The following is a 25,898-nucleotide window of genomic DNA, read 5'->3' on the forward strand; positions in this document are numbered from 1 at the left end:
TTGTTAAAAACAACATATGGAAATATAATCAAATTAGTATGTACCAAAACGAAATAGGGAGAGATTATGGATGAGAAAAAGCCTGCAATATCCTATCGGTGAGTTTATTGTCCCTAAAAAAGTAACTGGAGATGATATCAATCAATGGATTTTAGACATTGAAGAAACGCCTGCACTCTTGAAATTTGCACTAGATGGTATTTCACAGCAATTAATTGATACTGCATACCGCCCCGGTGGATGGACTTTAAGACAAGTCGTACATCATCTTGCTGATAGTCATATGAATAGTTATATTCGTTTTAAGCTAGCGCTAACAGAGGATAAACCAACGATAAAAGCTTATGATGAAACAGCATGGGCATCTTTGTCAGACTCTACACAGTTACCAATAGAAATATCCCTTCTACTTTTAGAATCGCTTCATAAACGATGGGTATACCTACTACGATCTATGCCCCCAACTGATTTTGAAAAAACCTTTTATCATCCAGGTATGAAAACCCATATGTCCTTAGCCACAACTTTGGCTCTATACTCTTGGCATGGGAAGCATCATATTGAACATATTAAATTAGTGAAAGTACATTAATAAGTAAATGAAGTAGTTATCCATTAGGGCTGCTTTTTATTTTATGAAAATAACATAGGATTGATGATTTTAGCTTTTGTTATAAGAAATTATAACTTTTCTTACTCAGTTTTGGTGTCTAGCTCCAGCGCCTAGACCCTCTTAGGTCTATAGCCACTCAGGAATTGAAGACAAAGAACGTCTTCTATTCCTGAGCGTCTTATGCCTGTCGGGTCTGATCAAGGCGCTTGCGCTTTTCTTAGGAAAATGGTGATAAAATCCTCCTTTATGAATAATATTGTACAAGCGCTAAAATATTTGATTGTTATTCTGGAGGAAATGGAATGAACATCATTTTTAGTTACATCTTTTTAGGATTATCTTTAGCGGCACCGATTGGTCCAGTAAATGCAGCTCAGTTAGATAAAGGAATTAAAGGAGGATTTTTTAATGCTTGGCTAGTAGGGTTAGGAGCAACTATTGCTGACCTTTTCTATATGCTTTTAGTTTATTTAGGTTTAGTAAACTTTCTTGAAATCCCCTTTATCAAATCCTTTTTATGGATATTTGGCTTTTTTGTTTTAGTATATACAGGGATGGAAAGTCTTCTAGGAGCAGGTAAAATAACGATACAAAACCAAAGAGCAAAGGTTACATATTCAAGATCATTTATGTCAGGATTTTTTATGTCTTTAGCTAATCCACTTACCATTATGTTTTGGTTGGGTATTTATGGATCTGTTTTAGCAAATGCAGTCACGTCTTACAGTACAAATCAATTAATTCTTTATAGCTCTGCAATAATAATAGGGCTACTAATTTGGGATTTTACTATGGCATGTGTAGCGAGTACGTTTCGAAGGTTTTTAACGAATCAACTACTTATCACAATTTCAGTTATATCTGGCTTGTCTTTAATTGGTTTTGGTCTGTACTTTGGTTATCAAGCATTCAACCTACTAGTAAATTAGTAAAACCGAAAGTGTGCTTTTAGACAGATTACAATCAAAAATGATTTCCTATCTAAAGACTTATGTGAAAAGAGTTTGATCTAAAAGAGGGTGGTTAAGTCACCCTCTTTTACTACTCTCTGTCATCGAACTAAAAAGACCAATTAATATGCCTAATAAAGCTCCTCCTGCTACTTCAGCAGGTTGGTGACCTAAAAGCTCATTTAATTCTTTTTCTTGTTTAACATGAAACAAACCTGGCATATGTCCTGAGAGTACTTCGATATCTGCATCTAGATCATTTACAATTTTAGCAATTTCACCTGTATGTCTTCGAATTCCTTGTGCATCATACATGACAATAATCCCAAAGATAACTGCTAAAGCAGTGTCGGTTGAATTCCAACCTTTTTTTGATGCGACATAGGTTGCTAAGGCTGACACTCCAGCAGAGTGGGAACTTGGCATTCCACCAGTTGTAAAGATCGGTCTCCAATCCCAAACACCATTTACCTTTTTATTTGTAAAAACCTTTAAACCTTGAGCTATTCCAATACCTGAAAGAGCTGTCCATATCCCACGATTCATTTCATTCACCTCTATGTATGTAGTGTTTATCAAATTGGTTACGATATTCAAACAAGTAAATAATTTTCATGGGATCATAATGAATAAATCATTCTATACCATTCATTCCTTTTTTAATTGGTAATAAAACCGTATAGAATAATGTTCCATTTTATGATGTCCTCGTCAATTTTAGACAAATTATTTCCCAAAGAATAATTGGATTTATATATTCGTCTTCTTCCCACTTTTAACAGTATTAAACACAATTGAGGTGAACTAACTAGCTCAAGAAGAGAGGAGAGTGGTATTGGTACCAATAAAAAAAGAGAAGAAAGTTTCTTCTCTGTTACGTTTCCTCACGGTTAATCCATTTTGTTAGCTTAGGTGGTTCATAAGTTCTAAATTTTTCAATTAGCACGTGTGGATCTTTTTCGACAATGATCATTGATTGATATTCTGGCTTTAAAAATTGTTCTTCTATCATATGATCAAAAAAAGTAAGCAATTTATCATAATAACTGTTACTATTTAACATGCCAATTGGTTTTTGATGCTCACCTAGCTGTGCCCAAGTATATACTTCGAAAAACTCTTCCATTGTTCCTGGACCACCTGGCAGGGCGATAAAACCATCAGATAACTCTTCCATTTTAGCCTTACGTTCATGCATTGTATTAACAACAATTAGTTCTGTTAATTCAGTATGAGCAATTTCACGTGTCATCAACATTTTTGGAATTACACCAATTACATCGCCACCTGCTTGCAAGGCTGCGTTAGCTACTGTGCCCATAATGCCTACTCTTGCACCACCATAAACTAGGGTTATCCCTTCTTTAGCTAACTGTGTGCCAAGCCGCTCTGCTTCATCTGTATAAATGGTAGAAGCTCCAGAGCTAGAACCGCAAAAAACACTAACACGTTTCAAATCCATTCACATCCTTTAAAATTTTTGAACTAAAATAACTCCTACTATAATTAGTAAAGCACCTAACATACGAGGGATTGTTACATGATGAACTGTTACCTGAAATAAACCGAAATGGTCAATCATAATAGAGGCCACTACCTGACCTGCTAGTACGCAAGCAATGGTTGTTGCAGCACCGAGCCTTGGAATTAGGATAATGGAGGCAAAAACATAAAGAGCCCCTAAAAGTCCACCAGTCCATATCCACCATGGAGCAGTAGTTAGGCTTTTACCTAGATTCCATGACCCATGGATAAGTGTACCAATTAAGAGAACTAGTAGTCCTACTAAAAATGAAATCGTTGATGCTAGTAATGGTGTACCTACATAATTTTTAAGCTGAGCATTAATACTGACTTGGGCAGGTAATGCTAAACCGGCAATAAAGGCAAATATTATAAACAAAAACCACATATGTATCCTTCCTTCTATAAGCTGTCTTTCTTAGTGTAGATGGTTTTTTGAAATTTGGAAACTGGTTGTTCATAAAAAAGCTGACTAAAAAAACCAAAGGGTCAGACCTCTCTAACGCAATATATGTCTCTTAGTGAGAAAAATAATATTCATTTTTTTAGACATCCTACCGCAATTTCATTCCCTATATAGACTATTTACATAAATGCCTATTCCAATAGACGCGAATGTGATGATGATTGAAAAGAAAATCGCGGCATATGAACAGAAGTTTTCAAGCGTAAATGCGAAAAGGAAAGTAAGAATTCAAATGAAAATAAAGGCTATTTTCTAAGAGATTGTTTCTTTTAAAATAAAAACTAATTCAGGTTGATTGGAGCGGAAGTGCGAGACTCCTGTGGGAGCAGCGGGACAGGTGAGACTCATGCAGGCGCATACGCCGAGGAGGCTCACCGCCCGCCCCGCGGAAAGCGAGCAAATGGAGCGGAAATCAACCAGAGCGCATTACTTGGTAAATAGCAACAAAGTTTGCGAAAACAGCCAAAATAAAAAATATCCCCATTGCTTTCGCTAAATTATTGCTATCTCCCCGAAAAGTTTTCGAATTGTAACCAACTATGAGAAATAGTTTCTTCTTTACCCAAATAAAGTATCCTATTAAAATAAACAACAAGATAACAAAACTGCTTATAATAACCCCAAGGTACAATGTGACTCCCCATTTTTATTGTGGTTGTTCAATTATATTCATACGTGCGACTGAATAGTAAATTTTATAATTTACAAAAATTAACTTTTCGTTCGTATTGGTGAAACCTTCTACCTCCTGTTTCGTAGTAATTAAAAAGGAGGAGAAGCTATGGGTAAAATAATCACAGTTATCATAGGTTTGGTATTAGCATGGAGCTGTTACATGGGACAAGTGTTAGCAGAGGGACCTTTGGATATTCCATCTCTAACTTACAAAGATCAAGAACTAAAGACAACGATGCAATTACAAAGTGCATCGAATAACTATGTAAGGGCATTTACTTGTAATGGAAACAGCTCGTGGACTAAAGAACTTCAATCAGAATCATCTGGTTATACATGGATTATTAATCAAGGGGTGAAGGGGTATATCCAAGAGGGGTATTCTGGCGGAAAATCGCTTGGTGTTGTATTGAATAATACAAAAATAGATTTTGATTATCCCTATTTAGCTAAAAAGGGGTATTCTGGAAATAATAATACATATGTTAAAGGGATACAAGCAACTTTGAGTTGTTTAGGATACAACCCTGGAACAATAGATGGAATTTTTGGGATAAAAACAGAATCTGCTGTAAAAGCATTTCAACAACGAAAAGGATTATCTGTTGATGGGATAGTTGGTATACAAACCTATCACTATCTTTCCTTTGCATCGAGCTAATAGAAATGGAGGGTAACTCCAAAGGGGTGATCCTTTGCGTTACCCTCGGTAGGTTATTGATTGGACTCATCAATAATTCTAGCTCCATCAGGTGCAATAAAATCAAATAATCGATGATTTTTCTTAACCTCAATGATTTTGAATTCACTCAAGTTGTCTTGATCTTGACGATGTCCTTTATAAATTTCTACTTCTTTAACAAAAAGACTCGTGTCTTTATCAAACCAATATTCCCTTTGAACAGCTTGACTTTCTTCTACTAAATAAACTTCAGCTTGGCGATCTAAATACTCTCTTTCACCTTTATACTTAATCCTACTTGGATCAATGCTCCGGAAAATTTCTACTTCATAAGGAACACTTTGATATTCAAGCTTTTTTATTACAAATAAATTGTCTTTTTTAGAGTAAGTAGCTAAATATTTACCATCTGAAATAGAATAGTTCCCATTTCCATACTCGTTTCTAACCTTTTTTCCAGAAAGGTAAACAAATACAATTTCCTTATTCTGTAGCTTTTGTTCAGCATAAATAATTTTCTCTGTAGCTTCTTCATTTACACCTTTATTTTCGAGCGGTTGTTGTCCTTTAAGAAAATGATCAATTATCACTTCGTTTATTGCTTTCTCAATAGCAGCCTTTACAGGTGGAGTATTCCATGCACCGATGATTAATAGGAAAAATGATGCGCAGGTGAGTAATGCCCTTTTAAAGATTCGCTGAGAAGATCTTCTCTTGATAGAAGGGACATGAATATCCTTTTCTTGTAGAAGAAGATCAAGCCCCTCCTCTAACGTTAAGTATTGTTCAAAATAGGTTTGACATTCCTCACAGTGTTCAATATGTTCCAAAAAATGATTTTGTTCATGTTCAGGTAGTTGATCAAATCTTAATATTCTTTGTTTGGATTCTTTACAGGTCATTACAGCACCCCCTTTACAATAAGGTAATCCATCATTTTTTTGCGGCCACGGAAAATCTTAGTTTTCACTTTTCCTAAAGAAAGCTTTTTCATCTTTGCAATATCTTGATAGGAATAACCTTTGTTACGAAGAATGAATATCTCCTTCGTTTCCTCATCAAGTAAGTGAAAGACTTCATTTATATCTTTTATTTTCTCTTTAGAGAGTATTGTTTTTTCAGGAGTATCTATACTCTGGTCATGATGTTGATATGCTTCACTTACATTTTGGTGAATATCTTGATGGCGTTTTAGCTTTCTTAAATGGTCATAAGCTGTATTTTTAGTAATAATTGTTACCCAGGCTTCAATATTTTTAGGCAGCTCATAATCCTTTTTTTGAAAGTATGAATATATTTTTATACTTGCGTCTTGAACTATGTCGTCCACCAAAGAGGGGTTTTTTATAATGTTCTTCGTTGTTTTGATGATTTTCGACCTGTGTTCCTCAATTATTTGTGAAATGCTTTGCGTATCCACTTTCCTTCCCTCCTAGCTTCATAATGAAAGACGCTTAAATATGAAAGATGTTTCGTTTATAGAGATAATTTATAAAAACTGTTTATCGAATAGTTTGAAATTCTGCTCTAAAAAGGCTCATATGTAATTAGTATAAAGAAAAAATTGTAGTTCGTTTTAGAACAATCCTTTTTAAAAAATATAAATTGTTTGTTTAATGACGACATTTGCCAAAAACTATAGAAATGAAGCGTAGTATTTACATAAATGTTATTTGTAGAGAAATAATAAGATACAAAATGGCTATGGCGTAATCACGCGACCTTTTTAAAGTGATTATTTAGGAGTGATGTAAAATGAACGCTGATTTTCGCTGGTTCTTATTGGATAAAGTTAAAGTGAACGAAGAAACAAATGACACTTTTTCAAAGCTTTTAACCTTCTATAAACAACAACTTTTAAATGTAAAAGGGAAAATACTTGAGGTAGGAGTAAATCAGCTACTATTACTACCAGCTTTAAAGGAGAGTGGCCTGCAAATTGAGGGGATTGTTCCTAATAACAAGAAGGTTGAATCACACTCCGCTAAGGTTTATCATGCTGAGCTAGCTAATTTCAAACTTCCTTCTTTCTATGATGTGATCATTATTCCGTTTGGATATATTTTAACAATTCAAGAAAGAGTGGAGGCAATTAAGACGTTAAAATGTTGCTATGAACATTTAAAGCCGAATGGTAGAATCATGATTGATTTGATTCTACAAGATGAATTTCATTTGAACCAAAGAAAAGTTAAAACAAAGAATGGCCAGGGACAATTGATCATTTGCGAATCTCAAGTCATTGAGGTTGACTTCTATGCTCAAATTGTAAAGTATTTATTGTCTTATGAACAATGGAATGAAGGAGAGTTAATTCTAAGTGAACGTAAGCTTCAATCGTTTTTGTGGTTTGGAGTAAAAGAGTTTAAATTAGTACTTGAGAGAATTGGATTTATGGATGTTAAACTGTATGGAGATTACCAGGAATCTAAGAGTAATGCCGGAATGTCAGACATGAAGATGTTCACTTTTGAAGCAAGTAAAACAGTGTGAAGTAGTGTAGAAATAATTTTTTTCTCTTATTATGAAGAAATAGAAGCCTACTCAATCCTCAAGAGCATTTTTCTTCCTTAAGTAATAAGCGTAAATTTCTTTCCCTTTCGTGAAAACGAAAACTTATATAAGAAATAAAGGAATCTCTAATAACAATTTTAGCGTAAAGTGATAAAATAAGAATGATGAAACTTGAGGAGGAAGGTTTACATGAAAATTAAATTAGGTCTTGTATACGGTGGGAAGTCTGCAGAGCATAACGTATCACTGCAAACAGCCCTTGCAGTTATAAATGCATTAGATATGAACAAATTTGATATACATCCAATATATATTAATGAAAATGGTGAATGGATAAGAGGGAATGCTTTAGAGGCTCCTGTTAAGGAAGTAAGCACGCTTAAACTCCAAGATGGAGGAAATACAGTTTCTCCAGTTTCATTAAACACTGAATTATTTCCTTCAAACTTGAAGGGTCAGGAAAAACTAGACGTAATTTTTCCATTATTACATGGACCTAATGGTGAAGATGGTACTGTGCAAGGACTGCTTGAATTATTAAATATTCCATATGTAGGTAATGGCGTTTTAGCTTCAGCAGCAGGAATGGATAAAGTAATAATGAAGAACCTATTTGCACAAGCTGGCCTGGCTCAAGCAAAATATGTTTCCTTTATAAAGAGTGATTATGAAAAATCACCAGAAGCAGCACACAAGCAAGTTGAAGATGCATTAGGGTACCCTTGTTTTGTAAAGCCTGCTAATCTAGGTTCAAGTGTTGGGATAAATAAATGTAAGGATCAACAATCCTTGGAAAATGCAATCAAGGAAGCTTTTGAATTTGACCGCAAAATCATTATTGAAGAAGGAATAGTCGGTCGTGAAATTGAAGTAGCTGTAATCGGCAACGACGAACCTGCATGCTCTGTTGTGGGAGAAATTGCACCTAAAAAGGAATTCTATGATTATAAAGCGAAATACGAAGATGGAGATACTGATTTAATCATACCTGGTAACATCACAGAAAAAGAATATGAAACAATTAAAGAGATGGCAATTACATCATTTAAAGCAATTGATGGCTCTGGATTAGTACGTGCGGATTTCTTCCTAACTGAAGACGGAGAGGCTTTAATAAATGAAGTAAATACAATGCCAGGCTTTACTCCTTATAGCATGTTCCCATTACTGTGGAAACATACAGGAGTAGAGTATCCTCAATTAATTGAAAAGCTTGTAAATCTAGCATTAGAACGTTTTGAACAAAAGCAGCAAATTAAACACACATTCTAAATTAACTGTCAAGAACAGAAATAAGATAATCCCTTAAAAGGGTGTAAATAAGAGGAACTGAAAATCATCTATGATCAGTTCCTCTTTATTTGATATTTGAGCAAGTTATGATTTGTTCTTTAAATACCTATTTTCACAGAAAAGGAGCGATGACAATGATTCAACGTACATTAACAGAAATAGAAGCAATGGTAAATGGATCGGGGTTAGATGCGAAATTTAAAAACCAGCAAATCAACGGGGTAACAACTGATTCTCGTCATGTTGAAAAAGGAAATTTGTTTTTTCCATTAGTAGGGGATAAATTTAACGGTCATAAGTTTGTCGATAAGGCAATTGAAAAAGGAGCTGCTGCAGTCATTTGGGATGAGTCAGAAACAAATCCTCCTGAAAATGTACCGGTCATTCTTGTGAAAGATACATTAATAGCACTACAGGATCTTGCTGAAGCCTACTTGGAGCAACTGAAACCAAAAGTAGTAGGTATTACTGGGAGTAACGGAAAAACAACGACTAAGGACATGATCGCAGCAGTTCTCGAAACAACATATAAAGTACATAAAACAAAAGGAAACTTTAATAATCATATAGGCTTGCCTTTAACGATATTAAGTATGGCTGAGGATACAGAAATTGCAATCTTAGAGATGGGAATGAGCGGAAGTGGAGAAATCGAACTATTATCAAAAATTGCTAAGCCAGATGTAGCAGTAATTACTAATATCGGTGAAGCACATTTAATGGATTTAGGTTCAAGAGAGGGAATTGCTGAGGCGAAGTTGGAAATTGTCAAAGGACTAAAGAAAGATGGTCTTTTCATTTACTATGGTGATGAACCGTTACTACAAGACCGAGTACCTTCATTATCTCTTTCTACTGTTACTTTCGGAGAGAGTCAAAAAAATGATTACTTCCCTACAAATATTATGCAGGAGTTAAATGGAACATCCTTTAAAATCAAAGATACAGAATACTTTATTCCTGTTCTTGGTAAGCATAATGTGTGTAATGCGTTAGCGGCATATGCAGTAGCGAGCTATTTTGAAGTGAAAAATGAAGCAATTATTGAAGGATTCAGTGCCATTAAAATATCAGGAATGCGTTTAGAGTTAGTGCAAGGGAAAAATGGGGTATCCGTTATAAATGATGCATACAATGCAAGTCCGACTTCAATGCTAGCAGCGATTCACTTACTTGAAGATCTGAAAGGATTTAATCAAAAGTTTGTTGTACTTGGAGACATGCTTGAGTTAGGTGAAAATGAAAAAGTATTTCATCAACAGGTTGGAGAATCAATTAAACAGGATAAGATTTCTCACATTTTTACATATGGGAAATTGGGGCAGGAAATTGCTAATGGTGCAAAACAAAATCGGTCAGAGGAATACATTCACCATTATGAAGATAAACAGGCTTTAATTGAGCAATTAAAAAAGTTGGTTAACAAAGATGATGTAGTGCTTGTAAAGGCATCACGTGGAATGAAACTCGAAGAAGTCGTAAATTCACTTATTTAAGATAAAAAAAACAATGGATGAACGAATGACAAAATGTTAAAAATATAAACGCGTGATTTAAATAGGAGTAATACTCCTAGATGTGCTTTTTAAAAGGAGGTTTACAATGACATGATAGGATGTCTCTTCATTCATGGTTTTACTGGAGCTCCATATGAAGTTGAGCCTTTGGCAAACTATATTAAGGAGAAGACAGATTGGCTTGTAAAAGTGCCAACTCTTCCTGGACATGGAGTAACTCTTTCGTTAAAAGGGCATACATATAATGAATGGGTTACGTACGCTGAAAAAGAACTTATAGCACTCATGGAAGAAGTGGATGAAGTATATGTAATCGGCTTTTCAATGGGAGGAGTAATTGCTTCCTATTTAGCTGCGAATTATCAAGTGAAAAAACTCGTCCTATTAAGTGCAGCAGTTTATTACGTTAATCCAAAACAATTAGTTTTAGATTGTAAAGAGATGATAAAAGATCTGTTGAATGGGAATATTAATGAAAATGAGTTATTTATCCGGTATAAAAAGAAAATGGTTGAAACACCACTTCGCTCAACAATAGAATTTCAGAAATTAGTTAAGAAAGTGAAGCCATATCTAAAAAAATTAACGTTACCAGTCCTCATCATTCAGGGAGAGTGTGACGGAATCGTACCGGTGAAAAGTGCTCATTATTTGTATAAGACCATTCCATCTGAAGAGAAGAAGCTAAAATTGCTCCCCTTTTCAAAGCACCATGTTTGTCATGGAGAGGATTATGAAGATTTAAAGGAATATGTTGAGAAATTTCTACATGAAAGTAATACAGACCTTGACCTCCTTAACACAAGAAGCTAATACAATTTCAAAGTAAAAGGACGATTTTCTTTTGGGTAATTAATACCAAATAATGGACTTGATGCCGTATGGTTTGGAAAAGACAACCATACATTAAGTTGAAATAAGGAACTGGTAGTGGTATGATTACATTTAAAGTGTTTGCGGGCTTTAAATAAGGTAAACTGCTGCCCTTGTTGGAAAAAGGGCATTTTTTGTTGGCAAATAATCAGAACGGTTCTTTTTCATCTGACTGTTTTTCATGATGACACAACAGTTGATAACCTACTTTATAGCTTTTGGCGAGGTCCCAAAGCTTATAGGATTTAATATAAACATCGTTTCATTATGAATACGATTAAGAAACCTGTTACCTATAAGGTCTGTAAATATTTACAGCAAACGATATAGAAGGAGTAAGAATACATGACATTAACGTTTCAAGAATTAGGTTTAAGTTCGGCACTCATGCAATCAATAAGCAAAATGGGATTTGAAGAGCCATCTCCAATCCAAGCACAAACAATTCCTTTAGGATTACAGAATAAAGATGTGATTGGACAGGCACAAACAGGTACTGGTAAAACTGCTGCTTTTGGTATTCCACTTATTGAAAAAATTGACATGAAAAACGAAAGCATTCAAGCTGTTGTAGTTGCACCGACGCGTGAACTTGCAATCCAAGTATCAGAAGAACTTTATAAAATTGGTTACCACAAACGCTCTCGTGTGCTTCCAATTTACGGTGGTCAAGATATCAATAGACAAATTCGTTCTTTGAAAAAAAATCCACATATTATTGTAGGAACACCTGGACGTTTATTGGATCATATTAATCGTAAAACGATCCGTTTAAATGCTGTTCATACAATTGTATTGGATGAAGCGGATGAAATGCTAAACATGGGATTCATTGAAGATATTGAATCAATTCTTTCAAATGTACCATCAGAACGCCAAACGCTTCTGTTCTCTGCGACAATGCCTGATCCAATTCGTCGTATCGCTGAGAAATTCATGAAAGATCCTGAATTAGTTAAAGTTAAGGCGAAAGAAATGACAGTGCCTAACATTACTCAGTATTATTTAGAAACACATGAAAGAAAGAAATTCGACGTATTAACAAGATTACTTGATATTCAATCTCCAGAACTTGCAATTGTTTTCGGTCGTACAAAGCGTCGTGTAGATGAGTTGTCCGAGGCGCTAACATTAAGAGGATATACTGCAGAAGGAATTCATGGTGATCTAACTCAAGCAAAGCGTATGTCGACTTTACGCAAATTTAAAGAAGGTGCAATTGAAGTCTTAGTTGCTACTGATGTTGCAGCTCGTGGTTTAGATATTTCTGGAGTAACTCACGTTTACAACTTTGATGTTCCACAAGATCCAGAAAGCTATGTTCACCGTATTGGGCGAACTGGACGTGCTGGAAAAACTGGTATGGCGATGACATTTGTAACTCCTAGGGAATTGGATATCGTTAAAAACATTGAACGTACAACAAAAAGTAAAATGGAGCGCATGAAGCCACCAACAGTTGATGAGGCAATTGAAAGCCAACAACAAATGACTGTTGAAAAGATTCGTTCAATTGTTGAAAGTGATAACCTTGCATTCTACAAACGTACGGCTGAAGAGCTTCTTGAAGAATTCGATGCTCAAGTAGTTGTTGCGGCGGCTATTAAGTTCATGACAAAAGAGCCGAATGCTGTTGAAGTGAAACTAACAGATGAAGCTCCTGCATTCTCAAGATCTAAAAATAAAGGTCGTTCTTCTTCTTCTTCTAACAACAGAAGAAGAGGAGACTATAACCGCAGTGGTAGTGGCGGTCAAAAGAAAAGCAACAACCGTTCATACGGTGACCGTGACAGAAATAAAGCGGGTAACAGAGATAATAGTAAACGTCGTTACTCAAATTCTAAATAAGACCAAGAGATCGAATCCAAATTTGGATTCGGTCTTTTTTTGTTCAGTCAGGGCAGAAATTGTCGAAATTTGACGAACGGTCGATATTTTTGTGTTTTCGGTTGATATAATCATTACTACGGTCAATAAATTAAGAAAAGTGGACAAAATACTTGGCGAACCCGACAATAAATTGTAATTTTTGGACAATATCGTTTAGCAGGATGAATGAGTGCGGATGAGGAATGAAATAAATAGTGGAAAATTAGGTGAAGGGCTGATGAAATGATCATAAAACCACGTTTGTTTCCTGTTTATATTCAAAAATTAGAAGCATTCACAAGAAGATTATCACCAGATCATCCAAAGTTCGAACTCATTAAAGAGAACCTTTCAAAAAGACTAGCAGGTTTTAGAGGAGAAGAAAGCTTGGATTACCATTTGAAATTTCTTGATGAACAACAATATAACATTTTCCATGATGTAAGGCTTTTTGATGGAATACACTATTTTCAATTGGACACAGTTATCCTCTCGAAAAAATTCATTCTCATTTTAGAGGTTAAAAACTTTGTAGGCACACTTCATTTTGATAGTAACTTTAGCCAACTTATTAGACTACAGGATGGAAAGAAGGAATCGTTTCCAGATCCGATTTTACAGGTGGAACGTCAGAGTGATCAATTAAGAAGATGGTTAAAACACGTTAAATGTGCAAAACTGCCAGTTGAATCACTTGTTGTTATCAGTAACCCTCGTACCATCCTCGAAACAACTCATCATAATGAAAAGATCTATAAAAAGGTTATACATAGTGCAAAACTCCCCTTTTCGATATCATCAATTGAAAAAGATTACGACAAGAATTACCTAAGTGAAAAACAACTTCTACGCCTAAGTCAGCAGATGGTAAAAGACCATAGCCCGCTTAAATCTGACATTCTTGCAAGATACAATATCCAAAAGGAAGACATTAAAAAAGGAGTCTTTTGTAGGAACTGTGAATCTCCAGGGATGGAGAGAAGAAAAGGTAAGTGGATATGTCAAACATGCAGGTTTGTATCAAAAGATGCTCATCTTACTGCACTTAAGGATTATTCATTGCTAATTGATTCAACAATTACAAATCAGATCTTGAGAGATTTTTTAAACATACAATCTACATCTGTGGCAAATAAACTGCTTTTTTCTATGGCTTTAGAAAGTAAAGGTACTAATAAGGGGAAAATCCACCACCTAAATTTCGAATAATATATGTTGAGATTAGTAGTCTGGACAAGAACTGTTAACCACGTTTCGAACAATTTATGAACCACAGCAGCGAGTGAAAATTGAATCTGCTTTTTCTGTTCTTTAAATGAATCTTCAGCATTTGGGGAAGCTAAATCTAGATTCCTCAAGAGGTGAAATGATCTATGACAATTGTAAGATTAGGCTATGTGGCGATGAGTATGAATCTTCAAAATTGTTCTCCATCAAAAACGATGACATTTACTCAGTTTGAAAAAATTAAAGATAGAGAAGCAGCGATTGCAAAGCTCGAAAAAATTGCCAAAACTAATATAAAAAACTGCCTTAGACTGTTAAAACATAGTATTGCAAATGACGTCCGCTTTTTTCGATTAAGCTCTAAGTTGATACCTTTAGCTAATCATGACGAGCTTCATGATTGGCATTACATGAGCAACTTATATGATGAGTTAGCTGAAATTGCAGATTTTTTAGATGTACACCCAATGAGGGTTGATTTCCATCCGGATCATTTTGTTGTACTTAATTCTTCAAATTCTGAGATTGTTAAGATGTCATTAAAGACTTTGCGGATGCATGAGCAGCTTTTAAAGGGAATGAGAATTAGTCCCGAGCACCGATGTGTTTTACATATAGGTGGAGCATATGATGATAAAGAAAAAGCTTTAGAACAGTTTATCCATAATTGGGGGCTAGTTCCTGTATCATTACAAAAAATGCTAATGCTTGAAAATGATGATACAACGTTCCATATGAACGATGCCTTATACTTATGTGAAAAGCTAGGTGTACCGCATGTATTTGATTATCATCATCATTTGGCCAATCATGATGAATCTGATTGGGAACAGCATTGGGGGAGAGTGGTGAACACATGGGAAGGATCTAGTTTACCTGTTAAGATGCATATTTCAAGTCCGAAAAATGAAAAGGAATTCCGAGCGCATTCTGATTATATTGACGTTCAAATGTTTATGGATTTCTTAACATCGATAAAAGGAAGCGTGAATAGAGTTGATTGTATGATTGAAGCTAAACAAAAAGACAATGCTCTTTTTCGATTAGTCCATGATTTAGAAAAGTATACTGAAATAAAGTGGATTGATAAGGCTTCATTTGAAATAAATTAAGGTCAAATAAACTTTAGATAGGCTATAAGAAGCTTGACCTTATACAATTGTAGTAATATTTAAGTAATCCCATTATGCTATAATTAAATGGGATTATTTACATTTTATTAAATAAAATTACAGCAGCTTTATAAAGGGGAGAGAAGGATTGAGAGGTCTACCTAAAAATCAAATTAGTTTGAAGGCACTAACTGTATGGAGACTCGGTGCTATTATTAGTGCTGTTGTTTGTCTGTTGGTTGTTATATCAGTAGGAGTAGGTGCTTATTTTCTGGAATTGCCCTACTGGATTACGATAATAGTTGCATTGATTTGGCTATTATATTCTTTAATTGCAATTTTTGTTGTTCCTAAAATTCGGCATCGAGTTTGGCGATATGAGGTACATGAACATGAGATCGATCTTCAGTATGGACTTTTCATTATTAAACGAGTTCTTGTTCCGATGGTAAGAGTTCAGCATGTTGATACACACCAAGGCCCTTTACTACGAAAATACGAATTAGCTTCAATTGAGATTTCTACTGCTGCCACGAAGCATGAAATACCAGCTCTTGATATAAAAGAAGCAGACCTTTTAAGAGATCATATTTCAAGGCTAGCAAGGGTGACAGATGATGATGTTTGAGCCAAAGCGAATACATCCTGTAGGAATGATATTAAGCTTTTTAAAGATTATTAAATCATATATTTTCCCATTCATTCTTTTCTTTTTCTTTGGTAATAATGACTTTAACCTATATTTTATCATTGGTGCCAGTTGTTTATTTGTAATTATTGTTGTAACGAGTATTCTGGATTGGTGGAAATTCACCTATTGGATTGAGGATGGAGAACTTAGAATTAAGCATGGTGTTTTTATTAAGAAAAAACGCTATATTCCAATTGAGAGAATACAATCAATTAATACAACTGCTGGAATCATCCAACAAATTTTTCAACTAGTAAAGGTGCAAATTGAAACAGCGGGCGGAGGATTGGAGGCTGAGGCTGTCCTAACAGCGATAAAAAGGCAAGAAGCAGATCGGATACAAAATGCGATCGCGATGTATAAAAAGGATGTTTCAAAGCAAATTGAAAACCAAAATGAAGATCAAAATGAAGATCAACCCCAACTTCCAACTTTCAAGATGGAACCTAAGGATTTGTTTGTTGCTGCTTCAACCTCAAGTGGTATTGGTGTTATTATCTCTGCAATCGCGGCCTTTTTTTCGCAATTTGATGAATTTATTCCATATGAGGATATACTAGACCGATTTGAAATTCTCACGAATGCAAGCTTTGCTTTATATGCTGTGCTAGTTTTTATCGCCTTTTTTATTGCCTGGATTTTAAGTATTATTGGTGTGTTATTAAAATATGCCTATTTTACAGTTGTAAAAGCTGAAAATGAACTAAGAATTTCAAGTGGGATTTTTGAAAAACGTCAAGTATCGATTCCAATTCCACGTATTCAAGCAATTAGAATTGTACAAAACCCTTTGAGGCAGCTTTTAGGGTATGCAACAGTTTATATTGAAAGTGCAGGAGGTAGTGCTGGGGACGAGGGGGCTTCAACAATTTTATTTCCGGTTGTCCCTAAAAAGGCAATTTCTCCGCTATTATCACAATACCTACCATTATTTGAAAATAGCGATAAACTGCAACGATTACCGAAAAGGTCGATGCAACGGTACATGTTTAGAAAAATTATACCTGCTCTGATTATATGCATTCCAGTTTCTTATTTCCTAGCACCTTGGGGATTTTTGTCGTTAATCCTGATTCCAATCAGTGCGTATTGGGGTTACTTCTCCTATAAAGATACAGGTTGGAAACTAAATGGAAACCAGATGCAATTAGGATTTCGTATTATCTCAAAAACAACAGTTCTTATTCATCGAAATAGACTGCAATCTTTTAAGAGCAAAACATCATATTTTCAAAAAAAGAAATCGCTACAAACACTTGAGGTTTGGATAAAATCTGGAATAATTGGCCGGCATTTTACTATTAAAGATTTAGAAGAAAATGATCTTGAGCAATTGGGTAACTGGTATTCATACTCTAAGGAGTAATTGGTGGTGTACAGAGCCACCATGTCCAATATATTTTTATATGCCCAACTCATTTTCGTAGCCCGAACGGAGCTAAGATTGAGAATAGAGGTTAATAACAATAAGTCGCATATTAACCAAAAACCAAAATAGGTACGGTATTAATAACCGTATCTGTTTTGGTTTGTCGTGTATTCATTTCCTTTAGGAGAATCGGAAGAAGATCCCGATAAGAATTAATAACCCAAAGATCATCCATATTATATGCTTTCCCTTTATTTGCTTTATCGAAAATCTTGAAGTACTTGGACTAGAAGAATAATATGTTTGGTGAACAAAGTGGCCCCTCTTTTTAATAAAAACCGGAGCTAAGACGAAGCCGCCTAAAAAACCAAAGATGTGAGCTACAATGTTTATATTAGAGTTGAAAAATGTCATAATCAGCCCGATAACTAAAATACTTATGATAATTTGAGAATTTGCTTGATCAATTATTCCTTTTCGGAAGTACACTATGAATAGATATACACCAAATAAACCAAAAATTGCACCTGAAGCCCCTAGATGTGAATATTGTTGAGGCTCTAACAGATAAGTTGCAATATCGGCAATAAGGCCAGATCCTATATAAATAACAATGAAATTCCGCTTTTTTAACATTTTCTCTAATGCGGGAGCAAATAAGATCAAGGAAACCGTATTAAAGAAAAGGTGACCAAAGTTAATATGCAAAAAAATAGGTGTAACAAGCCTCCAATACTCTCCATTTGCAATTCCTGCATTATATCCATCTAATAAACGCAAGATAATTTGAACTGAAGGAATTGGTAACTGAAATAGTAACCAAAATAAAATGTGAATACCAACAAGAATAGAAACTACTGGGTATAACTGAAGAAAGGTTCGAAAGCTTTCTGTCCTGGTAAACATCGTTTTCCTCCTTTACAGGTATTGATTAAGGAAAGTTTATATTGCCTAAAGGCCGACAATGTGGATAAGCGCACGACATCCAGCTCCAGCGCCCAGCGACTAGTGGACTTCCCTCACCTCTGTACGATAAGTCAACATCGAATCGCTTGTGTGCTCTTCGTGTTTCCTTTATCTCCTACGGCTCAGTCCAGTCCATACGTCGCTAAACGGGCGCTTGCGCTTTTGTTCTTTCCTGCAGCATTTTTAATCTAAGGATCAGTAAGTTACAATTAGATTTATAAAATAAGATTAAGTACTGTTTCATACTAACACGGATATGTACGAGTTATCCAAAATAGTACAATTAAAGGGTTTTGGAAGGTGTTGTTTTAATATGATAGTTGGAATTGGTTTAGATATTATTGAACTTGATCGGATTAGAAGAATTGTTGAGCGTCAACCAGGATTTATTAAGAGGATTCTAACAATAAATGAAATTGAAAAATTCACAACTCTTTCAAAAGAAAGAAAAGTGGAATTTTTAGCAGGACGTTTTGCGGTAAAAGAGGCATTGTCTAAAGCTTTAGGAACAGGGATAGGTGAAGAAATAAGTTTTCAAGATATTGAAGTAATAAATAATGAGAAGGGGAAGCCGATTATTCAACTCCTTAAGGAATTTCCTCAGCCTTCTACCATTCATGTTTCTATTACACACACTCGTCAATATGCAGCTGCACAGGTAGTTTTAGAAAGATAGGGTTTAAATACATACAATTAATAATAAGGAATTAAAAGTTAATGCACGTAAAATTCCGATAGTTCTCGGTTTATCTCATACGAAGTGGGCGCTTCCGCTTTTAAATTGTCTAGCATCAGCGCCTAGCCCCTCGGGGGCATAGGCCCACTCCATAATTGAAGGCAAAGATTACCTTCTATTATGGAGCGTCTCATGCATGTCGGGGCTTTTCAAGGCGCTTCCGCTTTTAAATTTGTCTGCATATTTGGAAAGTTTGTCTCATATATTTGGTTATGCGATAGGGAAGACAAGTTGTTTTTGGAGTTCATCTTTTGATCACTGGCTTAAAATTCAAAGTTTTAGAGCCTAGTCTTGTAGTAAGGTGAGGTCTAGCAAATGATTTCTTCCATTTTAACGTTATATGAGGCAAAGGGGTTGAAAATGTTGAAAAAAAGCTTGGTATTATTTTTAGTAGGGCTTTTAACAGTACTCGTCCTTGCAGGGTGTGGCGAGAAATCACAGGCAGATGTAGTTCAAGCGTTAGAAAAGAAGATTGAAGAAATGTCAGGGTATAAAGCTAAAGGGAAGATGACACTTCAAACTGGTAGTGAGCCACAAGAGTATGAGATTGAAATTTGGCACAAAGGACCTACGTATTACAGAGTGAACCTAAAAAATTCACAAAAGGAACAAAGTCAAATGATTTTACGAAATGACGAAGGTGTGTTTGTGTTAACTCCAGCACTTAACAAAAGTTTTCGCTTCCAAAGTGATTGGCCGCAAAATAGTAGTCAAGCATACCTTTACGAATCTTTAGTAAAAGATATTTTAAATGATCCAGAGGCAAAATTTAAGGTAGCTGAAGATAAATATGTTTTTGAAACAAAAACAAATTATCAAAACAATAAAATGCTGCCTACTCAAGAGATAACTTTTAATAAAAAAGAATTAGCTCCTTCAATGGTTAAAGTGATGGATACAGATCGAAATCCACTTGTTGTTGTAGAATTTTCTAGCTTTGAGTTCAATGCTTCATTTGATGATAATTCATTCGACGTAGAGAAAAATATGTCAAGTGCTCAAATTGAAGTTCCAACAATGGCAACGGGAGATCGTGAACCATTTGCGGTTAAGTATCCACTAGAACAGCCAAATGGTGTTAAATTACTAGAAGAAACTGAAGTTGATACTGAAAATGGGAAACGTGTTATCCTAACGTTTGGTGGTGAAAAATCTTTCACTTTAATTCAAGAAAGTGCTGAGATTGCAACTCCTGCTTCGGCATCAACATCAACATTTGTTAATGGACATCCTGCAGACCTAGGATTTACAATTGGTGCTTTGTCAGAAACTACTTTAACATGGTCACACGATGGAGTTGACTATATGCTAGCTTCTGAAGATTTAACAGAAGAGGAAATGATTATGGTCGCGAAATCTGTTCAAGGTCAAGCAGCAAAATAAACGATTCGGGTGGCGGAATCCACCCGAATTTTTTATCGTTTAGGAAATTATAAAATTCTTGAACTGTGGATAAGCGCACGACACCCAGCTCCAGCGCCTAGCCCCTTGAGGTCATAAGCTAATTTAGAATTGAAGGCAAAGAACGCCTTCTATTCTAAATCATCTTATTTGCCCGGGCATTCATGATTTTTATGCTTTTCTTAACTAGACTAATTTACCACATCCTCATTTTTTTATGCTCGACTATTTGACATTTCCATAGCTAAGTCGAGATAATTAATCTAATAGATAAGTTTTGATGAGGAAGTGGAGTAAGATGCAGCATGAATTTTATCGTGATACTTGGGTGGAAGTTAATTTAGATGCGATTACGCATAATGTAAAATCAATGAAACATCATATTGGAGAGAGTGTTGAGATTATTGCAGTGGTAAAAGCAAACGGGTATGGGCATGGAGCTTGCCAAGTTGCAAAAACTGCACTTGATGCTGGTGCATCTATATTAGCTGTAGCTTTTTTAGATGAAGCTATAGCTTTAAGAAATTCAGGTATACAAGCACCAATATTAGTATTGGGCGCGACTAGAGCAGAGAATGTTGAACTAGCTATTAAGTATAATATTACGTTAACTGTCTTCTCATTAGATTGGTTACATGAAGCTAAGCAATATATACAAAAGGATATAATTAACCTCCATGTAAAGCTTGATACTGGAATGGGCCGATTAGGGGTTAGAAATGCCGAGGAGCTTGCTTCGTTAATGACATATGTCTCAGGTTCATCTTCTTTTGCAATAACGGGTATTTATACTCATTTTGCAACAGCAGATGAAATTGATCTTCAATATTTTAATTATCAGTATGAAAAATTCCTGCAGCTAATAGATAGTATTTCACGTGAAAGTATACTAGTTCACTGTGGGAATAGTGCTACAGGTCTTCGTTTCCCAGGTAAACTATTCAATGCTGTTAGACTTGGGATTTCAATGTATGGATTATCCCCTTCATTAGAAATAAAAAACGAGTTACCTTATTCTTTAAAAGAGGCGTTTGCATTACAGACGAAGTTAGTGCATGTTAAAAAGGTTCCAAAAGGTACAAAAGTAAGTTATGGAGCAACCTATGAAGCGAAAGAAGATGAATGGATTGGAACACTACCAATTGGATATGCTGATGGGTGGCTAAGAAGTTTAAAGAATTCAGAGGTATTAGTTGATGATAAGCGTGTAGAGTTAGTCGGAAGGATCTGTATGGATCAATGTATGGTGAAGCTTCCATATAAACTTCCTGTTGGCACAAAAGTAACGTTGATCGGCAAACAAAATAATGAACGAATTTCGGTTGATGAAGTGGCAGAACGACTTGATACAATAAATTATGAGGTAACTTGTATGATAACCTCACGCGTTCCGCGAATGTTTTTTAGAAATAAGAGTATAATTGATGTGAGCAATCCTCTTATAACTAATATGACCAAAGAATGTTAAGATGTGAAATGCTATCATAAAAAATGAATAAATAACCTATACATGACGATAATAGAGGATGGAATAGGCTTAGTAAGTAAATTTCACTTATACTTTCATTGTTCAATATAACCGTTTGATCATCTAGGTGATGATTTAACAATATTTTGGATAGGGAGTATGTTTTTAAGCTGGTTGACCAAGGCGCTTCCGCTTTTCTTTGTGAAAATGCTTTGCTTCTAGGGCAGTAAATGTTATTATTGAATTTGGAATAGAATATAGGATGGTAAGTTTGGTGGAGGTGTATGTTTGTGTCTGAGTCCAGCGCAACAACAGAAATCTTAATTCAGTTACCTCAAGCATTAGTATCAGAATTGGATGGACTGGTAAAACAGGAGAACGGGAACAGAAACGAGCTTATTTATCAAGCAACGAAGATGTATATTCGTGAGCGTAAAAAGCGCCAAATTCGCGAATCTATGAGACGTGGTTACATGGAGATGGCGAAAATTAATCTAAACATTGCATCTGAAGCATTTCTGGCAGAATCTGAGGCTGATCATACCGTTGAACGCTTAGTAAGCGGGGGTTAATCATTTGATTGTTAAACGCGGCGACGTATATTTTGCTGATCTATCCCCTGTTGTAGGATCGGAGCAAGGTGGCGTACGTCCTGTATTAATTATCCAAAATGATATTGGAAACCGCTTTAGTCCTACAGTTATTATAGCGGCAATTACGGCCCAAATTCAAAAAGCAAAGTTGCCAACTCATGTTGAGATTGATGCAAAGCGTTACGGGTTTGAAAGGGATTCTGTGATCCTACTTGAACAGATTCGAACGATTGATAAGCAAAGGCTTACTGATAAGATTACCCATCTTGATGACGAAATGATGGATAAAGTAGATGAAGCCTTGCAAATAAGCTTAGGACTTATTGATTTTTAGTGATAATTAAAAATAGAATATGCTATTACTTAAAATAAAAAGGTTGCTAATTAAGGCAGCCTTTTTATTTATTTTGAAAATTTTTAAATTCTTGTTCTGTGGATAAATGCTTTGACATCCAGCCCAAGCTCTAAAGCAGAAGTAAACTTCGCACTCCTATACGCTAAGTCAACATTGAATATTCGTGCTCTTTTTCCACGTCTATAAACGGGCGCTTGCGCTTTTGTAATATCTAAAATCTGTATAGGGATAAAAGGTGTATTTGGCGTATTTCTTTTTTTAGGACAAATAAGTCGGTATAATTAAAATAGGGGGATATATTTCTCGTAATATATAAGGAGGAGTTACCGTAATGAACAAAGCATCTAATCCATTCTTCGAGTTTGTTCAAGTAAATCGCGAAGAATTGATCAATAAGTGGACTGATAGAATGAAAGAACTTGATGATCAAAAGACCTCAACTGTTATATCTGATAAATTATATACAAACGTCTGTAATGAATATTTTAATATAGTATTAAATAATGTTAATAGTCTTGGTGAAGAGGTAACTAGTAAAATTGCGGACTTTTCTCAAAAAATTGTTCAGCTAGGGTGGTCATTAAAATATATATCAACTGGATTATCCGAATTGAACAAAATTCTTTTTGGGATGATGACAGTAGATCATACAGAAGAAGAGAAGATGAATCTCGTATGGGCCTTTGACAAATGGATTGCTCCAATTAATAGTGAGGTGCTTCATCAATATGCATCATCTTGGGAAAGAACAGTATCCCTTCAAAAAATAGCTCTTCAGGAATTGTCAGCACCGTTGATTCCTGTTTTTGATAATATTACGGTTATGCCTTTAGTAGGAACTATAGATACTGAAAGAGCTAAGCGGATTATGGAGAACATTCTACAAGGAGTTGTAAAGCATCGAGCTGAAGTGGTTTTAATCGATATTACGGGTGTGCCAGTGGTAGATACAATGGTGGCCCATCACATCATTCAAGCCTCTGAAGCGGTTAGACTTGTAGGTGCAAAATGCTTGCTTGTTGGGATAAGACCAGAAATTGCGCAAACAATCGTAAATCTTGGCATTGACTTAAGTCAAGTAATTACTAAAAATAGTTTACAAAAAGGTATTGAATCTGCGTTAGAGATGACTAATCGACAAATAGTTTCAATGGGGGAATAGCAAATGAATGCTAGAATACCAATATTAAAGTTGTATAATTGTCTACTCATATCCATTCAATGGGAGCTTGATGACCAAACTGCGCTTCAATTTCAAGAAGATCTACTTCATAAGATTCATGAAACGGGAGCAAATGGAGTGGTTATTGATTTAACGTCAGTTGATGTTATCGATTCTTTCATTGCCAAGGTACTCGGTGATGTTATTAGTATGTCAAGATTAATGGGTGCAAAAGTTGTTTTAACAGGAATACAGCCTGCTGTTGCCATTACATTGATTGAATTAGGCATTCATTTGGAAGATGTTGAAACAGCTTTAGATTTAGAAAAAGGGCTTGAAACATTACAGCGGGAGTTGGGGGAGTAAAGCATGGAAAACCAATCCTGTGTCAAAATTGTCACCGAATGGGACATAGTTGCAGCCCGACAACTTGGTCGGAATGTAGCAAAAGAGCTTGGATTTGGTACAGTTGATCAAGCAAGAATAACAACTGCAATTTCAGAACTTGCTCGAAATATTTATTTATATGCAGGACAAGGCGAAATGCGAATAGATCGCATCTATGACTTAGGTAAAAAAGGTTTAAAAATTACAGCCATTGATAAAGGGCCAGGAATACCAGATATCCGAAAAGTGATGGAAGATGGGTTTTCGACATCGGGAGGATTGGGTGCTGGATTACCAGGAGTTAGACGATTAATGGATGAATTTGATATAACTTCCTCAGTCGGAGATGGTACAGATATTAAGGCAGTGAAATGGCTTCGTTAGGAGGACATAAATGGATTATCGTGATTTTTTAGAAACGAAATATCGAGAGCTTTTAAGAAATTACTTAAATGAACAAACTGAAACTGCGCTATATCAAGGTCAGAAGTTTAGCAGGAAAACAATCGAACACCAGATACCACCTGAAGAGATCATCAGTACCCATCGAAAGGTCCTACAAGAACTCTTTCCTGATATACAAAGTGAGGTTCTTTCTTCATTGGACTTCTTACTAGAAGTGATGATGGGGTATGGGTTGGCATATCAGGAGCATCAGAGCTTGCGTGATCAACAATTAGAAATAAGATCAGAGATTCAGATTGCTGCAAATGTTCAACATACATTGCTTGAAACCTCAATACCATCAACTGCTTCATTAGATATTGGGGCAATAAGTATTCCAGCTAAACAGATGAATGGTGACTATCATCACTTTGTTGAAGATGACCAAGGAATCAGTATAGCGGTTGCGGATGTTATTGGTAAAGGGATACCTGCAGCATTATGTATGTCTATGATTAAATATGCAATGGATAGCTTTCCTGAATCACGTAGAAATCCTAATCAAATATTAGAGAATCTGAATAGAGTTGTTGAACGAAATGTAGATCCTAGTATGTTTATCACGATGTTTTATGGTATGTATAATACGATTGACCATATATTTACATATGCATCTGCTGGCCATGAACCAGGATTTTTTTATCATGCCCAATCCGACTCATTTGAAGATTTGCATACGAAGGGGCTAGTTTTAGGGATTGATCAGAACGTTAAATATATTCAATACCAAAAAAACATAGGACCTGGAGATATGATTATCCTTTTATCTGATGGTGTAACAGAATCACGGACAGATGATGGGTTTGTTGAAAGGTCAGTTATTACAGATTCAATACGCCAATATAAAGATCTTCCTTCACAAAAAATCGTTGAAAAAATCTACAAGAACTTTGAAAAAATGCAGGATTTTCAGCTTAGGGATGATTTTACTTTAATAATTTTAAGAAGAATGGTTTAATGTTTTGCCATTGGGGTATGTAATAACATATTAGTTCTTTCTGAGGTGAAAAC

The 25,898-nt window shown here is 35.4% G+C and carries 27 protein-coding genes and 1 pseudogene; 21 read left to right on the forward strand and 7 right to left on the reverse strand.

From position 1 onward, the window contains the following. The first annotated feature begins 70 nt into the window (after positions 1-70). Both I7822_RS18365 and I7822_RS18370 read left to right on the forward strand, forming a co-directional pair. A complete protein-coding gene (locus tag I7822_RS18365) occupies positions 71-592 on the forward strand; it encodes a YfiT family bacillithiol transferase (RefSeq protein WP_207980560.1) in 522 nt (173 codons plus the stop codon). A gap of 323 nt (positions 593-915) precedes the next feature. Continuing rightward, positions 916-1,542 (forward strand): LysE family transporter, encoded by a 627-nt coding sequence (locus tag I7822_RS18370; RefSeq protein WP_207980561.1) that lies wholly within the window; start codon positions 916-918, stop codon positions 1,540-1,542. A gap of 99 nt (positions 1,543-1,641) precedes the next feature. Here I7822_RS18370 and I7822_RS18375 read toward each other — a convergent pair whose 3' ends face one another. The 4 genes from I7822_RS18375 to I7822_RS30835 form a co-directional block, all read right to left on the reverse strand. Beyond that, positions 1,642-2,118, reverse strand: a complete 477-nt coding sequence (locus I7822_RS18375; protein WP_207980590.1) for a divergent PAP2 family protein — start codon at positions 2,116-2,118, stop codon at positions 1,642-1,644. A gap of 319 nt (positions 2,119-2,437) precedes the next feature. Then, the gene (locus tag I7822_RS18380; protein WP_207980562.1) at positions 2,438-3,019 is read right to left on the reverse strand and encodes an LOG family protein; all 582 of its coding nucleotides are present in this window, start codon (positions 3,017-3,019) and stop codon (positions 2,438-2,440) included. Positions 3,020-3,034: 15 nt separating this feature from the next. Continuing rightward, positions 3,035-3,475: a DMT family transporter gene (locus I7822_RS18385; RefSeq protein WP_207980563.1), complete on the reverse strand. Its 441-nt coding sequence runs from the start codon at positions 3,473-3,475 to the stop codon at positions 3,035-3,037. A 490-nt stretch (positions 3,476-3,965) separates the two neighbouring features. Then, on the reverse strand, positions 3,966-4,184 hold the full coding sequence (locus I7822_RS30835; RefSeq protein WP_504739653.1) for a DUF3784 domain-containing protein: 219 nt from the start codon (positions 4,182-4,184) through the stop codon (positions 3,966-3,968). A gap of 150 nt (positions 4,185-4,334) precedes the next feature. Between I7822_RS30835 and I7822_RS18390 the strand changes: the two genes are divergently transcribed. Then, positions 4,335-4,889 (forward strand): peptidoglycan-binding domain-containing protein, encoded by a 555-nt coding sequence (locus I7822_RS18390; protein WP_207980564.1) that lies wholly within the window; start codon positions 4,335-4,337, stop codon positions 4,887-4,889. A 53-nt stretch (positions 4,890-4,942) separates the two neighbouring features. Here the strand turns inward: I7822_RS18390 and I7822_RS18395 are convergent, their stop codons facing one another. Then, positions 4,943-5,812, reverse strand: a complete 870-nt coding sequence (locus I7822_RS18395; protein ID WP_207980565.1) for a hypothetical protein — start codon at positions 5,810-5,812, stop codon at positions 4,943-4,945. Beyond that, positions 5,812-6,330: an RNA polymerase sigma factor gene (locus tag I7822_RS18400; RefSeq protein WP_207980566.1), complete on the reverse strand. Its 519-nt coding sequence runs from the start codon at positions 6,328-6,330 to the stop codon at positions 5,812-5,814. Before I7822_RS18400 ends, I7822_RS18395 begins: the two co-directional genes overlap by 1 nt. Positions 6,331-6,665: 335 nt before the next feature. On the opposite strand from I7822_RS18400, the gene I7822_RS18405 reads away from it, so the two are divergent. The 9 genes from I7822_RS18405 to I7822_RS18445 all read left to right on the forward strand — a co-directional run bounded on the left by I7822_RS18405 (position 6,666) and on the right by I7822_RS18445 (position 17,372). Further along, on the forward strand, positions 6,666-7,403 hold the full coding sequence (locus I7822_RS18405) for a class I SAM-dependent methyltransferase (protein ID WP_207980567.1): 738 nt from the start codon (positions 6,666-6,668) through the stop codon (positions 7,401-7,403). A gap of 210 nt (positions 7,404-7,613) precedes the next feature. Continuing rightward, on the forward strand, positions 7,614-8,696 hold the full coding sequence (locus tag I7822_RS18410) for a D-alanine--D-alanine ligase (RefSeq protein WP_207980568.1): 1,083 nt from the start codon (positions 7,614-7,616) through the stop codon (positions 8,694-8,696). A gap of 155 nt (positions 8,697-8,851) precedes the next feature. Beyond that, on the forward strand, positions 8,852-10,213 hold the full coding sequence (locus I7822_RS18415; protein WP_207980569.1) for a UDP-N-acetylmuramoyl-tripeptide--D-alanyl-D-alanine ligase: 1,362 nt from the start codon (positions 8,852-8,854) through the stop codon (positions 10,211-10,213). Positions 10,214-10,324: 111 nt separating this feature from the next. After that, entirely contained in the window at positions 10,325-11,047 is a 723-nt protein-coding gene (locus I7822_RS18420) for an alpha/beta hydrolase (RefSeq protein ID WP_207980570.1), read from the forward strand. 405 nt (positions 11,048-11,452) lie between these two features. Then, entirely contained in the window at positions 11,453-12,955 is a 1,503-nt protein-coding gene (cshA, locus tag I7822_RS18425; protein WP_207980571.1) for a degradosome RNA helicase CshA, read from the forward strand. A gap of 264 nt (positions 12,956-13,219) precedes the next feature. Beyond that, positions 13,220-14,185 carry a nuclease-related domain-containing protein gene (locus I7822_RS18430; RefSeq protein WP_207980572.1) on the forward strand — a complete coding sequence of 322 codons (966 nt, stop codon included), beginning with the start codon at positions 13,220-13,222 and terminating at the stop codon, positions 14,183-14,185. Between the two features lie 164 nt (positions 14,186-14,349). Beyond that, positions 14,350-15,315, forward strand: coding sequence for a UV DNA damage repair endonuclease UvsE (gene uvsE, locus I7822_RS18435; RefSeq protein WP_207980573.1), 966 nt, complete (start codon positions 14,350-14,352; stop codon positions 15,313-15,315). Positions 15,316-15,463: 148 nt separating this feature from the next. Further along, complete coding sequence (locus I7822_RS18440; protein ID WP_207980574.1) at positions 15,464-15,943, forward strand: PH domain-containing protein; 480 nt, start codon at positions 15,464-15,466, stop codon at positions 15,941-15,943. Next, the gene (locus I7822_RS18445; protein WP_207980575.1) at positions 15,930-17,372 is read left to right on the forward strand and encodes a PH domain-containing protein; all 1,443 of its coding nucleotides are present in this window, start codon (positions 15,930-15,932) and stop codon (positions 17,370-17,372) included. The genes I7822_RS18440 and I7822_RS18445 overlap by 14 nt, the downstream gene beginning before the upstream one ends. A gap of 324 nt (positions 17,373-17,696) precedes the next feature. Here I7822_RS18445 and I7822_RS18450 read toward each other — a convergent pair. Continuing rightward, positions 17,697-18,281: pseudogene (locus tag I7822_RS18450) on the reverse strand (rhomboid family intramembrane serine protease); the annotation flags it as partial. A 373-nt stretch (positions 18,282-18,654) separates the two neighbouring features. On the opposite strand from I7822_RS18450, the gene acpS reads away from it, so the two are divergent. The 9 genes from acpS (at position 18,655) to I7822_RS18495 (ending at position 25,845) form a co-directional block, all read left to right on the forward strand. Further along, positions 18,655-19,017, forward strand: a complete 363-nt coding sequence (acpS, locus tag I7822_RS18455; RefSeq protein WP_207980577.1) for a holo-ACP synthase — start codon at positions 18,655-18,657, stop codon at positions 19,015-19,017. A 375-nt stretch (positions 19,018-19,392) separates the two neighbouring features. Beyond that, entirely contained in the window at positions 19,393-20,460 is a 1,068-nt protein-coding gene (locus I7822_RS18460) for a LolA family protein (protein WP_279381993.1), read from the forward strand. A 316-nt stretch (positions 20,461-20,776) separates the two neighbouring features. Continuing rightward, a complete protein-coding gene (alr, locus tag I7822_RS18465; protein WP_207980578.1) occupies positions 20,777-21,946 on the forward strand; it encodes an alanine racemase in 1,170 nt (389 codons plus the stop codon). A gap of 290 nt (positions 21,947-22,236) precedes the next feature. Continuing rightward, positions 22,237-22,518 carry a CopG family ribbon-helix-helix protein gene (locus I7822_RS18470; RefSeq protein ID WP_026562079.1) on the forward strand — a complete coding sequence of 94 codons (282 nt, stop codon included), beginning with the start codon at positions 22,237-22,239 and terminating at the stop codon, positions 22,516-22,518. A gap of 4 nt (positions 22,519-22,522) precedes the next feature. Next, a complete protein-coding gene (gene ndoA / locus I7822_RS18475; RefSeq protein ID WP_026562078.1) occupies positions 22,523-22,873 on the forward strand; it encodes a type II toxin-antitoxin system endoribonuclease NdoA in 351 nt (116 codons plus the stop codon). A gap of 352 nt (positions 22,874-23,225) precedes the next feature. Further along, entirely contained in the window at positions 23,226-24,056 is an 831-nt protein-coding gene (rsbRA, locus tag I7822_RS18480) for an RsbT co-antagonist protein RsbRA (RefSeq protein WP_207980579.1), read from the forward strand. A gap of 3 nt (positions 24,057-24,059) precedes the next feature. Next, entirely contained in the window at positions 24,060-24,422 is a 363-nt protein-coding gene (locus I7822_RS18485) for an STAS domain-containing protein (protein ID WP_066332137.1), read from the forward strand. Between the two features lie 3 nt (positions 24,423-24,425). Beyond that, positions 24,426-24,827, forward strand: a complete 402-nt coding sequence (locus tag I7822_RS18490; RefSeq protein ID WP_207980580.1) for an anti-sigma regulatory factor — start codon at positions 24,426-24,428, stop codon at positions 24,825-24,827. Between the two features lie 10 nt (positions 24,828-24,837). Beyond that, on the forward strand, positions 24,838-25,845 hold the full coding sequence (locus I7822_RS18495; protein WP_207980581.1) for a PP2C family protein-serine/threonine phosphatase: 1,008 nt from the start codon (positions 24,838-24,840) through the stop codon (positions 25,843-25,845). Positions 25,846-25,898: the final 53 nt, after the last annotated feature.

The sequence above is a fragment of the Metabacillus bambusae genome (assembly GCF_017497975.1).
Classification (GTDB): domain Bacteria; phylum Bacillota; class Bacilli; order Bacillales; family Bacillaceae; genus Metabacillus; species Metabacillus bambusae.

Coding starts and splice junctions, on each gene's coding strand:
- I7822_RS18365 (WP_207980560.1), top strand. CDS start 71: ATGAGAAAAAGCCTGCAATATCCTATCGGTGAGTTTATTGTCCCTAAA.
- I7822_RS18370 (WP_207980561.1), top strand. CDS start 916: ATGAACATCATTTTTAGTTACATCTTTTTAGGATTATCTTTAGCGGCA.
- I7822_RS18385 (WP_207980563.1), bottom strand. CDS start 3,475: ATGTGGTTTTTGTTTATAATATTTGCCTTTATTGCCGGTTTAGCATTA.
- I7822_RS18390 (WP_207980564.1), top strand. CDS start 4,335: ATGGGTAAAATAATCACAGTTATCATAGGTTTGGTATTAGCATGGAGC.
- I7822_RS18395 (WP_207980565.1), bottom strand. CDS start 5,812: ATGACCTGTAAAGAATCCAAACAAAGAATATTAAGATTTGATCAACTA.
- I7822_RS18405 (WP_207980567.1), top strand. CDS start 6,666: ATGAACGCTGATTTTCGCTGGTTCTTATTGGATAAAGTTAAAGTGAAC.
- I7822_RS18410 (WP_207980568.1), top strand. CDS start 7,614: ATGAAAATTAAATTAGGTCTTGTATACGGTGGGAAGTCTGCAGAGCAT.
- I7822_RS18415 (WP_207980569.1), top strand. CDS start 8,852: ATGATTCAACGTACATTAACAGAAATAGAAGCAATGGTAAATGGATCG.
- I7822_RS18420 (WP_207980570.1), top strand. CDS start 10,325: ATGATAGGATGTCTCTTCATTCATGGTTTTACTGGAGCTCCATATGAA.
- cshA (WP_207980571.1), top strand. CDS start 11,453: ATGACATTAACGTTTCAAGAATTAGGTTTAAGTTCGGCACTCATGCAA.
- I7822_RS18430 (WP_207980572.1), top strand. CDS start 13,220: ATGATCATAAAACCACGTTTGTTTCCTGTTTATATTCAAAAATTAGAA.
- uvsE (WP_207980573.1), top strand. CDS start 14,350: ATGACAATTGTAAGATTAGGCTATGTGGCGATGAGTATGAATCTTCAA.
- I7822_RS18445 (WP_207980575.1), top strand. CDS start 15,930: ATGATGATGTTTGAGCCAAAGCGAATACATCCTGTAGGAATGATATTA.
- acpS (WP_207980577.1), top strand. CDS start 18,655: ATGATAGTTGGAATTGGTTTAGATATTATTGAACTTGATCGGATTAGA.
- I7822_RS18460 (WP_279381993.1), top strand. CDS start 19,393: ATGATTTCTTCCATTTTAACGTTATATGAGGCAAAGGGGTTGAAAATG.
- alr (WP_207980578.1), top strand. CDS start 20,777: ATGCAGCATGAATTTTATCGTGATACTTGGGTGGAAGTTAATTTAGAT.
- rsbRA (WP_207980579.1), top strand. CDS start 23,226: ATGAACAAAGCATCTAATCCATTCTTCGAGTTTGTTCAAGTAAATCGC.
- I7822_RS18485 (WP_066332137.1), top strand. CDS start 24,060: ATGAATGCTAGAATACCAATATTAAAGTTGTATAATTGTCTACTCATA.
- I7822_RS18490 (WP_207980580.1), top strand. CDS start 24,426: ATGGAAAACCAATCCTGTGTCAAAATTGTCACCGAATGGGACATAGTT.
- I7822_RS18495 (WP_207980581.1), top strand. CDS start 24,838: ATGGATTATCGTGATTTTTTAGAAACGAAATATCGAGAGCTTTTAAGA.